Genomic DNA, 11,704 nt, shown 5'->3' with positions numbered 1-11,704 from the left:
CTTCCCGCCCGCCCAACGCCTCCTCCGCGCGGCCGGCAGGTCCCGGCAACTCCGGCGGCTCCCCTCGACAAAAGGGGACGCGGCACCCCGGTCCGGGGTGCCGCGTCCCGTGCTGGTCACCGGATACGGGTCCGTTCTCCGCCCGGGGGTGTTCCGGCCGGCGGTGCTCCGGCCGGTCGCGCAGCCCTCTCAGGGGGCGATGGGCAGCCGGCGCTTGTGGTCGGTGAGGCGGTAACGGCGGATGATCTTTTCGAAGGCCTCCTCGTCCACGGGCTTGCCCTCCAGGAAGTCGTCGATGACGTCGTAGGTCACTCCGAGCGCGTCCTCGTCCGCCTTGCCCGCATCGAGGCTCTCCAGGTCGGCCATCGGGACCTTGCGCACCAGCTCGGCGGGCGCGCCCAGCGCCTCCGCGACGGCGCGCACCCGGCGCTTGGTCAGGCCGGCCAGCGGGACCAGGTCGGCGGCGCCGTCACCGAACTTGGTGAAGAAGCCGGAGACCGCCTCGGCGGCCTGGTCCGTGCCGACGACCAGACCGTCGTACGCGCCGGCCACCGCGTACTGGGCGATCATGCGCTGGCGTGCCTTGATGTTGCCGTGCACGAAGTCCTGGTGATGGGCGTCGCGGAAACTCACGCCGGCGGCCAGCAGGTGCTCGAGCGCGGCATCGCCGGCGGGCTTGATGTCCACGGAGAGCACGTGGTCGGCCCGGATGAAGGAGAGCGCGAGCCGGGCGTCGCGCTCGTCGGCCTGGACCCCGTAGGGCAGGCGCATCGCGTAGAACCGTGCTTCGTGTCCGGCGGCCCGGGCCCGTTCGACGGCGAGCTGGCACAGCCGGCCCGCGACGGTGGAATCGACACCGCCGCTGATGCCGAGCACGAGGGAACGCAGACCGGTGGACGTCAGCCGCTCGGCCAGGAAGGCCACCCTGCGCTCGATCTCCCGCTCGACCTCGAAGGTCTCGGCGACCCCCAGTTCCAGAGCGATCTCCCGCTGCAGGTCATTGGACGCCGATTCGCTCACGTCTGCTCCTCGTTCCGGCTCACGATGTACTGTCGCACTCGCCTACCCAGGAGCTCTCCGGCGAATCCGGACCGCAGGGACCGTGCCGCGAGCGGCTGGACGAGCCCCCTTCCGGGGAAGCGGACCGCCGGTTCCGTCGTCCCCCGCCCGTCGCACCGCCTCGCCCCTCCCCCGGCACCTTGGTAAGGTGCGCGGGCCGCACCGCTCGGACAGCCGCGGCGGCGCTCGGGGGAGAGGGGCCGGACGACGATGAGGGCGTCAGAGGTTCCGCGTGCGGTGGCCGCGGCCCGGTCGATCGCCTCGTCCCTCGGTCTGGCGGTCGACGACGCGATCGTCCTTCACGACTCGAACAAGCTCACCCTGCGCCTGCTGCCCTGTGACGTCCTGGCCCGGGTGGCACCCGTAGCGCATCAGGTCGCACGGTTCGAAGTCGATCTCGCTCAGCGGCTCGCCGAAGCCGGGTGCCCCGTGGCCGCTCTCGAGCCCCGGGTGGAGCCGCGCGTCCATGAGCGTGACGGCTTCGTGGTCACGCTGTGGACCTACTACGCACCCGTGCCACCTCAGCAGGTCCCACCGGCCGACTACGCCGGCGCGCTCGAGCGGCTGCACGCCGGCATGCGCACGCTCGACGTCCCGGCGCCGCACTTCACGGAGCGAGTCGAGCGGGCCCAGCGACTGGTGGCGGACCGCGACCGCACTCCGGCACTCGCCGACGCGGACCGGGAGCTGCTCGACGACACGTTGCGAAGCCTGAGGCGAGTGATCGGCGAACGCGGCGGCGAGCAACTGCTGCACGGAGAGCCGCATCCGGGCAACGTGCTCACCACGGAGAACGGGCTGCTCCTCATAGACCTCGAGACGTGTTGCCGCGGGCCCGTCGAATTCGACCTCGCCCACGCGCCCGAAGAAGTCGCCGCGCACTACCCGGGCGTCGACCACGACTTGCTGCACGAGTGCCGGATCCTCGTACTGGCGATGATCACCGCATGGCGCTGGGACCGGGACGACCGGTTCCCCGACGGGCGCCGGCTGGGCACGGAGTGGCTCGGCCGGATCCGGGCAGCGCTCGCCCGCCCCGGCCCGGACACCCAGGGCTGATCGCGGACCTTCGAGATCGCGGCCGGCCGGCCGGCGATGCCGGGAGCACGGTGAATCCCGGCCTCGGCCCGCCGCGCCGGGAAGATCCGGTCCCCGGCCGGAGGGCGCGGCCCCGGCGGTCACGCCGACATGGCCCGCTCACCGTCCTCGGCGCCCTCCGCACAGGCGGCGGCCAGGTCGTCCAGGGACAGGTGCAGCGCGTGGGCCAGGGCTGCCACGGTGAAGAAGGCCGGGGTCGGGGCCCGGCCGGTCTCGATCTTGCGCAGGGTCTCGGCGGACACCCCGGCCGCTGCCGCCACGTCGGTCATGCTGCGGTCACCGCGGGCCCGGCGGAGCAGGGCCCCGAAGCGCTCTCCGCGCTGCCGCTCCTGCGGACTCAAAGGAACTCTCACCATACCCGTGATACTAATACCGGTATAAGTATTGGACGGCGTTGCACCGCAGGGAGTCACGGCACATGGTGGAGATCAAGACCGACACGGCACTGGAGGCGATGCGGGAAGCCGGGCGCGTCGTGGCCCACGCACTCGCGGCCGCCCGCGCGGCGGCGGCTGTGGGAGTCCGCCTGAGCGCACTCGACGAAGCCGCCCGCGCCGTTCTCACCGAGGCCGGAGCACGTTCCCCGTTCCTGGGCTACCAGCCCTCCTTCGCCCCCGTCCCCTTCCCCGCCGTGATCTGCGCGTCCGTCAACGACGCCGTCTCGCACGGCATCCCCGACGGCTACCGCCTGCGCGACGGCGACCTGGTCAGCGTCGACTGCGGAGCCGAACTCGACGGCTGGACCGGCGACGCCGCGATCAGCTTCACCGTCGGCACCCCCCGCCCCGCCGACCTCGAACTCATCGCGGCCACCCAGCGGGCCCTGGACGCCGGCATCGCCGCCGCCACCACCGGCCGTCGCATCGGCGACATCTCCCACGCCATCGGCACGGTCGCCCGCAAGGCCGGCTGCGGCATGCCGGCCGACTTCGGCGGCCACGGCATCGGCCGCCGGATGCACGAGGACCCCCACGTCCCCAACCGCGGACGTCCCGGCCGCGGCTTCCCCCTGCGCCACGGCCTCACCCTCGCCATCGAACCGATGCTCATGGCCGGAGGGCACGACGACTACCGCACCGACCCCGACGGATGGACCCTGCGCACGACCGACGGCAGCCGGGCCGCCCACATCGAGCACACCATCGCCGTCACTCGGGACGGCCCCCGCGTGCTCACCCTGCCCTGATCCGGAAGCCGCCCGCGCCCGGCAGCCGGACGACGCCGGCCCGGACCCGGCCCCCGCCGGCGTACCGCCCGGCCGGCCCGGCACCGGGCAGGCCGGGCGGTACGTGTCGACCGCGTGTACGGCCACGGACCTCAGCGGGATCCGGGACCGGCTTCGCCTGCCGGCCGCCCGGTGGTGTCCAGGTCGGCGTGCAGCGGGTGGTGGTCCGAGTGCGGGGTCGGATGCACACCGTGTTCGAGCGGGACGACGCCCCGCAGGAAGACGTAGTCGAACTTGCTGTGCCAGTCGGTGGTCGGCTCGCAGCCACCCGTGGGAGAGGGACCGCACCGAGGATCCGCGTCCGCGGCCAGGGCCTGTATCCCGGTGAGTTCGGGGGCGTTCGGCACGGCGTTGAAGTCGCCGAGGACGATCGCGCGGTCGTGCCGGGCGACCTCCGCGGCGAGTACGCCGACTTGGTCCGCCCGGACCGCCTCCTGGCGTCGTTGGGCGAGGTGGGTGTTGAAGACCCGGACGGACCGGCCGCCCACGGTGGTGGTGACGGCCATGTACCCACGGTCCTCGGATCCGCCGTCGGGGTATTCCACGATGACGGGGTCCGTCATCGGTGCCGCCGAGAGGACCGCCTGGCCGAAGGCCCCCGGGCTCCACGGCGCTCCGCCGCAACGGCCCCAGCTCCGGAGAACCGTCCCGTACTCGGCACGGTAGACCAGCCCGTACCGGTGCTCCAGGTGGTCCCGGATCCTCTCGACGTCACGCACGCACGCTTCCTGCAGGCCGACGACCTGGGGGGCGTGCGCGGCGATCTCCGCGGCCCGGCCGACGTCGTCCCCCTCGCAGGGGTTGCAGATGTTCCACGTCATGACCCGGTTCGGTACGACGTCCACGACGGCTTCGACGGGCGGTGCCCCCGCGAAGGGGGCGCCGCCCGGTGCACTGGGGCCGACGAGCACCGTACAGGCCACGATCAAGACGCCCGCGAGCCAACGCGTGCCGCTGCCGAGCACCATCGCCTCCCCAGAAGTGCGGTCCCCGGACAGTGTGCCCGGTACCGGGCGCGCGGCGCTGTCCTTCCCCTACGATCACTCACGCGGCCCGGGACCGGCCCGTCCGCTCACGCACACCGGCGCACCGCCGGAAGCCCCGGCCCGGAAGACCGGTGGGGCTTGCGGCCGGTGCACGTGCCGAGGGCGGTGAGCCGCTAACCCGCCACCAGCTTGCGCACGTTCTCCACGCTGCCGCAGTCGGCCTCCAGGTACCTCGCGCGCGCTTCACGGAACGCCGTCCCCAGCTGGGCGCGGCGATCGTCGGCGACGTTCTCGCGGGCGTCGTTGAGCAGGGTCCGCTCCTCCTCGTCCGCGTGGTGGTTGACCGCCGTGACGAGCTCCTCGAGCTTGTCCTCCCAGTCCTGCGAAGCGGTGTCCTCCACTTCCAGCAGGGCGAGCAGCGCCTCGTTCGCCTCCTCGTGTTCGTGCACGCCGTGGTCGACGTCCTCGCCGTCCACGTTCTTGTAGCGCCGCAGGGCCGGGTAGACCTCGTCCTCCTCGGCCGAGGCGTGCGCGATGAGCAGGTTCGCGAACTCCGCGAGCGCGGCGGCCCGGTCGGCCTCGGCGTTGCGCAGGGTGCGGAAGAGGTCCTCCATGCGGCGGTGGTCCTGCAGGATGAGTTCGACGACGTCATGGGACGACACGGTGGCTCCTCACCTGTGGGTGTTGGTGTTCCGGTCTCGCGGCTACCCCCGTTTGCGCTGGTGAGACATCCCCCGTTCGGGCCACCGCTCGCGGCCGCCTCAGCCCTCGGGCGTGCCGAGGCCATGGACGGTGGTCAGGTCGGCGAGACCCGAGATGCTCAGGATCGGCGCCAGCAGCGGGGAGGCGATGAGTTCGATGCGGTCGGTGTGGGTGAACAGCACGCTCAGTCCTGCGCTGTCGAGGTAGTCGACGGCCGTGAGGTCGATGACGAGGGGTCCGTCGGTCGTCTCGATGGCCGTGGCCAGGCTGTCGGTGTTGCTCATGTCGATCTCGCCGGCGACCGTCAGCAGCGTTGCGCCGTCGGGACGCCGACTGGGAGTGAGCGTGAGCGGGGTGGTCATCAGGCGATCCTCGTGTGCATGTCGACGGTGGTCCCGGCCGCGCCGGAGGTGATGGTGACCTGGTGCATCAGGGCGCGCATCAGGGTGACGCCCCGCCCACGGTGGGTGTTGAGGTCGGGCCGGGGTGTCTTCCACCGGCCGGTGTCGGCGACGGTCAGGCGAAGATCGTCGACGAGGGCTTCGGCGCGTAGCCGGATCGTGTCCCCGGGAGCGTCCCGGTGCCCGTGCTCGATGGCATTGGCACAGGCTTCTCCCGCGGCCACCAGGATGTTCTGGACGGTGTGGGGCGGAAGCTCACACTGGTCGAGCCAGCTGCGCAGGGCCTTGCGGACCGGCGCGAGCTGGGACGACTCCGCCGGGAAGGCCACGTCCAGCGGTGCCGGGTGCCGGTACAGCAGGAGGGCCACGTCGTCGTCGTAGCCGTCGGCGGGTGCGAGCCGCGTCATGACCTGGGTGGCGAGGTCGTCGATGGCCGCGTCACGGCCCTCCTGGATCGCCTCGCCGGCCTGGACGATGCCGGCGGTCAGCGGGCGGCGCCGGCGTTCCACGAGACCGTCGGTGTACAGCAGGAGGGTGGCCCGTGCGGGGACGGTGCAGGTGCCTTCGGGCCGGTGCCTGCCCGGGCGCACGGCCAGGGGAATGGACCGTCCTTCGTCCAGGAGCAGGGTGGTGCCGTCGGGGTGGGTGAGGATGCCGGGCGGGTGTCCGGCGCTGGAGTAGGTGAGGTGGCCGCTGTCGGGGTCGAGGACCCCGCAGAAGACGGTGGTGCACATCGCGCCGGGGACGCCCGCGGCGAAGCGGTCCAGGGCCATGAGGGTCTGGGCGGGACTGGCGTCCTGGAGGAGCAGGGCGCGGCAGGCGCTGCGCAGTTGGCCCATGACGGTGGCGGCTTCGAGGCCGCGCCCGACGCAGTCGCCGACGACGATGCCGATGCGCCCGTCCTGGAGCCGGACGGTGTCGTACCAGTCGCCCCCTACTTCCAGGGGCCGGGTGGCGGGCTCGTAGCGGACGGCGAAGCCGTCGGGCAGGTTGGAGGGGCCGAGGATGGCCCGTTGCAGGGCGATGGCCGTCTCGCGCTGCTGGTCGATCTGGTGGGCGCGGGCCAGTCCCTGGGCGAGCTGGCCGGCCAGCAGGGACAGCAGCAGCTGGTCCTCGTCGGTGAAGGGGCGGTGGCTCCCGAAGTCGATCCACACCACCATGGCGCCCTCGGGGTGGTTGACGGCGATGGCCGCGCCGGTGTCGTCGTCGACCGGGGTGAGCGGGGGCCGGTCGAGCCAGGCGGTGAGCTTGTCCCGGCGGTCGGCGGGCAGGTCCTGCCAGCGCAGGCCGGCGTCGGTCGCGGTCACGGACGCCTCCTGGCCGGCCGCGGCGACGACCGCCACTACGCGTTGGGCACGCCACAGGTGCTGCAGCTCGGCCAGGACGCCCGCCAGCGCTTCCGGCAGGCTGGTCGCCTGGGTGAGCCGCATGCTCAGGGCGGCCTGGGCACTCTTGCGCTGGATCGCGTAGTGCTCGGCGGTGACGTCGCGGAAGGTGCCGACGGTGACCTGGCGTCCGGTGTCGGGGTCGTGGGCGTGGTTGAAGGTGGCGGTCACCCACAGCCGGTGCCCGTCACGGTGGCTGACCGGAATGGTGTAGGAGCCCTTGGGATGGCCCAGCAGTTGGCCGAAGGCCTCGGAGACCTGGTGGTGCGCTTCCGGGTCGGTGCCGGCGTCCGGCCACCAGGGGTGCACCGGTGCGTAGGGCAGGTCCTCGGGACCGTAACCGAGGATGTCGGTGAAGGCCGTGTTGATCTCGATGACGGCACCGTCCTCGTCGCAGACGAAGAAGGCCTCCTGGAGGGAGTCGATCAGTGCGGCGCGCCAGCGCGCCTGGTGGTTGCGCAGCCGCGCCAGCTCGACGTTGGCCCGCACCCGGGCGAGGAGTTCGGCCGCGGCGAACGGCTTGACGAGGTAGTCGTCGGCGCCTGCCCGGAGCCCCTCGATGGACGCCTCCTGTCCGGCCCTGGCGGACAGCAGCAGCACCGGCACGGAGGAGGTCCGCGGGTCGGTGCGCAGCGTCGTCACCAGGGTGAGGCCGTCGAGGCCGGGCATCATGACGTCGCTGATCACCAGGTCGGGGGCGTTCGCCCGGACGGCCTGCAGGGCGGCCAGGCCGTCGTTGACGGTGTCGACCCGGTAGCCGCCCCCGTGCAGGAGGCGGGTGAGGTACTCGCGCATGTCGGCGTTGTCGTCGGCGACCAGGATCCGCACCGGCACGGCCGGACCGGAGGCGTGCCCCGGCACTCCGGTGCCGGCCACCGCCGCGGCTGCCCGCTCGTCGGCGCCGACCGTCTCGTCCGGCAGCCAGCGCAGCGCTTCCAGCAGATAGGGGTCCGCGGCGGACGCCACCCGGCCGCCCTCGGCCGGCGCGAGGGCACCGAAGGGGAGGTGGGCCCCGCCGAACGGCACGCGGATGGTGAAGCGGGTGCCCTCGCCCTCGGTGCTGTCGGCGGTGATCGTGCCGCCGTGCAGGGTGACCAGTTCCTTGACCAGGGCCAGGCCGATGCCGCTGCCCTCGGTGGAGCGGGAGCGGGCGGTCTCGATCCGGTGGAAGCGCTCGAACAGCCGGGGCATCTCCTCCGCGGGCACGCCGACGCCCGTGTCGGCGACCTCGACGACCGCGTGGGTGCCCTCCCCGCGGACGGTGACGCGGATCGAGCCGTCGAAGGTGAACTTCAGCGCGTTGCTGAGCAGGTTGAGGATCACCTTCTCCCACATGCCGCGGTCGATGTACACCTCCTGCGCCAGCGGGGGGCAGGCGATGTCGAACTCCAGACCGGCCTTGTCGATGGCGGATCGGAACACGCTGGCCAGCTCCGCCGTGACTTCGGCCAGGTCGACCGGTTCGTAGCGCGCCTGCGTCCGGCCGGCTTCGATGCGGGAGAAGTCCAGCAGCGAGTTCACGAGCTTGCCCAGCCGCAGCGCGTTGCGGTGGATCGCGTCGAGTTCCTCCCGCACCGGCGCGTCGGCGTCCGCCAGACGGGCGCGCAGCTCCTCCACCGGCCCCGTGATCAGGGTGAGCGGGGTGCGGAACTCATGGCTGATGTTGGAGAAGAAGGTGGTCTTGGCCCGGTCCAGCTCGGCCAGGTCCTCCGCCCGGCGCTGCTGCTCCTCGTAGCTGCGGGCGCTGGCGATCCCGGCCGAGAGGTGTCCGGCGACCAGTTCGACGAATCCGCGGTAGCCCTCGTCCAGCACGCGGTACCGGTTCAGTCCGGCCACCAGGAATCCGTACGGTGCGCTGCCCGAATGCTGCAACGGCACCACCAGCGCCTGCGCGGGCGGCTCGGACCAGTCCCCCGTCGGCAGGCCGTCGAAGGGGGCGCCGTCGAGCGGCACGAGCACGGACTCGCCGCGGGCCGGTTCCTCCACCGGCCACACGCCGCCGGAACCGGGCAGGGTGAGGGGGGCGTTCGCGTGTCCGCCGGGTATCCCGGTGGTGCCCGCGAGCCTCGCGGAACCGTCGGGCTGGAACAGGTAGGTCAGCGTGAACGGCAGATCCTTCAGGTTGCGGCCCAGTTGCTGGTCCGCGAAGGCCAGCATCTCCTGCTCGGTGCGGACCACGCTCGGGTCGGACCCCAGGTCGCGCAGCGTCGCCATCCGCCGCTCGCCGATGACCCGCTCGGTCTCCTCGCTGACCACGCACAGCATGCCGACCACCGCGCCGTCGTCGTCGCGCAGCGGACTGTACGAGAAGGTGTGGTAGCTCTCCTCCGCGTACCCGGAGCGCTGCAGGAACAGGAGCAGGCCCTCGTCCCAGGTCGCCCGTCCCGTGGTCATCACGGTGTCGATCCGGGGGCCGATGTCGTCCCAGATCTCCGCCCACACCTCGTGTGCCGGGCGGCCCAGCGCCCAGGGGTACTTGTGGCCCAGCGTGTCCCGCCGGTAGGCCGCGTTGCAGAAGAACGTCAGCTCGGGCCCCCACGCCATCCACATGGAGAACCTCGACGACAGCAGGATGCTGACCGCCGTCTGCAGACTCTGCGGCCACTGGGCCGGACGGCCCAGCGGAGTCGACGCCCAGTCCACCTCGGCGAGGTCCCGGCCGACCTCCTCCTCGGCGGCGAACACGCCGGAGCCGGCCGCCCCCGCCGGCTCCGGTTCAGCGTCTCGCGAACGCTCCACTGGCCATCCTTCCCCTCACGCCCTCACCACACCGTCACACCGGCCGCCGTCTCCCGCGGCGGGCAGCACCCGCGTCGCCTCGCAGGACAGCGCGCACGGGCACCGTCGGGCAGCCTCGTTCCACGAGGCCGCCGCCGAACTTGCCCACGAGTACCGACAGCTTCGTAGGATAAGCCAGACTGTCCCAGGCTCTTCGCCTCAGGCGGTATCACAACGGACACACAGCAGGGAGCGGTAAGGGTGGCGGCAAGTCCTTTGCAGGTCCCCCTGCCACGGGCGTCCGACGAGGGAAGACGGCTCGACGCGGTCCGGCGCTACCAGATCCTGGACACGCCGCCGGACGGCGCGTTCGACAGGATCGCGGGACTGGCCGCCCGGATATTCGAGGCACCCATGGCCACGGTGGCGATCGTGGACACCGACCGGGTGTGGTTCAAGGCCGCCCACGGGCTGCCTGGTATCACGCAGGTACGCCGCGATCCGGGCCTGTGCTCCTCCGCCATCCTCCACGGCGAGCCCTACGTGGTCGCCGACGCCGCGTCCGACGCCCGCGCCCTCGCCAACCCCCTCGTCCGGGGCGACATCGGCGTCCGCTTCTACGCCGCCGCGCCCATCGTCACGGCCGACGGACAGCGTCTGGGCACGGTCGACGTCCTCGACACCCGGCCGCGCAAGCCGACCGACGTCCAGCTCGACGCCCTGCAGGACCTGGCCGCGCTGGTCATGGACGAACTCGAACTGCGCCTGTCGGCCATCCGCACCGTCGCCGCCGAACGCGACCGGCGCACCGAAGCCGAGCGCCTCGCCCGGACCCTGCAGCGCACCCTGCTGCCCCCGGCCCTGCCGACGGTTCCGGGTCTGCAGGCGGCGGCCGCCTACCACACGGCTTCCCCGCACGAGGTCGGCGGCGACTTCTACGACCTGTTCCCCCTCGACGACGGCCGCTGGGCCTTCTTCCTGGGGGACGTGTGCGGCAAGGGTGCCGAGGCCGCCGCGCTGACCTCGCTGACCCGTTACACCCTGCGCGCCGCCGCCATCTACGACCCCGATCCGTGCGCCGCGCTGTCCAACCTGGACAGCGTCCTCAAGGGTGAGTACCAGGGCAGCTCCCCCCGCTACTGCACGGCGGTCTTCGGCGTGCTGCAGCCCCTCGCCGACGGCTCCTTCACCGTCACCCTCGCCGGCGGCGGGCACCCCTCGGCCCTCGCCTCGCGCGTCGACGGAAAGGTGGAGCCGATCTCCACCGCCGGCGGTCAGCTCGTGGGCATGCTGCCCGACCCCCAGTTCGTGCAGACCACCACGCGGCTGTCACCGGGTGAGAGCCTTCTGCTCTACACGGACGGGCTCACCGAGGCGCGCACCCCCGACGGCACCATGCTCGGCGAGGACGGGCTCACCCAGCACCTGCTCTCCACGTACGTCCGGGCCGAGGACCGCTCCGCCGACGGATTACTGGGCTCCGTCGAAGCACTCCTGCACCACTTGGGCGACGGTGTCAGCGACGACACCGCGCTGCTCGCCCTGTCCGTACCCGCACAGTCCGAACCCCGCACCCAGGAGAAACGGTGACCGAGCCCGAACACCAGCTGACCGTCACCCCGCGGCACACCCCCGCCGGCCCCTTCGTACTGGAGGTGGAGGGTGAGCTGGACCACCACACGGCCCGGCTCCTGACCCGGGCCGTCGAGGAGGCCCCCTTCGACGGCCACGGCGTGATCATCGACCTGTCCGGGCTGGCCTACTGCGACTCCACCGGAATCACGGTGCTCCTCACCGCCTACCAGCGGTCGCAGGAAACCGGCTCGCCGCTCAGCTTCGCCGGCGTCAATCCGGACCAGATGCGCGTCTTCCAGGTGGTCGGACTCGACCAGGTCTTCACCTTCCACGCCACCACCCAGGAGGCCCTCTCCGCCCTGCAGCGCTGATCCCGCCCCCCGTTCGTCCGCACGTCCGGTTCCCGGCCGGCCACCGAGCGCCGCGTCCCGGTGCCCCGGCAGTGGATACCGTGTCCGGCACACGGTTGTCCGGTCATGCGGGTGGCGCGGCGCGGGAGTGCTCCGAGCGGACCGGGTCGGCCGGGGAGGGCGGGAGGCCGGGGTGATCACGTAC

General features: G+C 72.4%; 10 protein-coding genes. 4 read left to right on the top strand and 6 right to left on the bottom strand.

The genetic code is table 11. From position 1 onward, the window contains the following. Nucleotides 1-189: 189 nt before the first annotated feature. Nucleotides 190-1,020 (bottom strand): ammonia-dependent NAD(+) synthetase, encoded by an 831-nt coding sequence (nadE, locus tag AOK18_RS12705; RefSeq protein WP_055570398.1) that lies wholly within the window; start codon nucleotides 1,018-1,020, stop codon nucleotides 190-192. Between the two features lie 249 nt (nucleotides 1,021-1,269). Here nadE and AOK18_RS12700 point away from each other — a divergent pair, with 249 nt between their 5' ends. Further along, nucleotides 1,270-2,118 (top strand): phosphotransferase enzyme family protein, encoded by an 849-nt coding sequence (locus tag AOK18_RS12700; protein ID WP_055694407.1) that lies wholly within the window; start codon nucleotides 1,270-1,272, stop codon nucleotides 2,116-2,118. Nucleotides 2,119-2,237: 119 nt separating this feature from the next. Here the strand turns inward: AOK18_RS12700 and AOK18_RS12695 are convergent, their stop codons facing one another. Continuing rightward, nucleotides 2,238-2,513: a helix-turn-helix domain-containing protein gene (locus tag AOK18_RS12695; protein ID WP_055570400.1), complete on the bottom strand. Its 276-nt coding sequence runs from the start codon at nucleotides 2,511-2,513 to the stop codon at nucleotides 2,238-2,240. A gap of 62 nt (nucleotides 2,514-2,575) precedes the next feature. Here AOK18_RS12695 and map point away from each other — a divergent pair, with 62 nt between their 5' ends. Continuing rightward, entirely contained in the window at nucleotides 2,576-3,343 is a 768-nt protein-coding gene (gene map, locus AOK18_RS12690) for a type I methionyl aminopeptidase (protein ID WP_055570401.1), read from the top strand. Between the two features lie 131 nt (nucleotides 3,344-3,474). Here map and AOK18_RS12685 read toward each other — a convergent pair whose 3' ends face one another. The 4 genes from AOK18_RS12685 to AOK18_RS12670 all read right to left on the bottom strand — a co-directional run bounded on the left by AOK18_RS12685 (nucleotide 3,475) and on the right by AOK18_RS12670 (nucleotide 9,595). Continuing rightward, nucleotides 3,475-4,350: an endonuclease/exonuclease/phosphatase family protein gene (locus AOK18_RS12685; protein ID WP_055694406.1), complete on the bottom strand. Its 876-nt coding sequence runs from the start codon at nucleotides 4,348-4,350 to the stop codon at nucleotides 3,475-3,477. A gap of 191 nt (nucleotides 4,351-4,541) precedes the next feature. Beyond that, nucleotides 4,542-5,030 carry a hemerythrin domain-containing protein gene (locus AOK18_RS12680; protein ID WP_074995261.1) on the bottom strand — a complete coding sequence of 163 codons (489 nt, stop codon included), beginning with the start codon at nucleotides 5,028-5,030 and terminating at the stop codon, nucleotides 4,542-4,544. Nucleotides 5,031-5,129: 99 nt separating this feature from the next. Further along, nucleotides 5,130-5,432 (bottom strand): STAS domain-containing protein, encoded by a 303-nt coding sequence (locus AOK18_RS12675; protein ID WP_055694405.1) that lies wholly within the window; start codon nucleotides 5,430-5,432, stop codon nucleotides 5,130-5,132. Continuing rightward, entirely contained in the window at nucleotides 5,432-9,595 is a 4,164-nt protein-coding gene (locus AOK18_RS12670; RefSeq protein ID WP_055694404.1) for a SpoIIE family protein phosphatase, read from the bottom strand. Before AOK18_RS12670 ends, AOK18_RS12675 begins: the two co-directional genes overlap by 1 nt. 240 nt (nucleotides 9,596-9,835) lie before the next feature. Between AOK18_RS12670 and AOK18_RS12665 the strand changes: the two genes are divergently transcribed. Both AOK18_RS12665 and AOK18_RS12660 read left to right on the top strand, forming a co-directional pair. Next, on the top strand, nucleotides 9,836-11,164 hold the full coding sequence (locus tag AOK18_RS12665) for a PP2C family protein-serine/threonine phosphatase (RefSeq protein ID WP_055694403.1): 1,329 nt from the start codon (nucleotides 9,836-9,838) through the stop codon (nucleotides 11,162-11,164). Beyond that, nucleotides 11,161-11,520, top strand: coding sequence for an STAS domain-containing protein (locus AOK18_RS12660; RefSeq protein WP_055570406.1), 360 nt, complete (start codon nucleotides 11,161-11,163; stop codon nucleotides 11,518-11,520). Before AOK18_RS12665 ends, AOK18_RS12660 begins: the two co-directional genes overlap by 4 nt. Nucleotides 11,521-11,704 lie beyond the last annotated feature (184 nt).

Origin of the sequence: Streptomyces prasinopilosus (assembly GCF_001419695.1) — a bacterium.
Lineage (GTDB): Bacteria > Actinomycetota > Actinomycetes > Streptomycetales > Streptomycetaceae > Streptomyces > Streptomyces prasinopilosus.
This window is presented reverse-complemented; position numbering and strand designations above follow the sequence as displayed.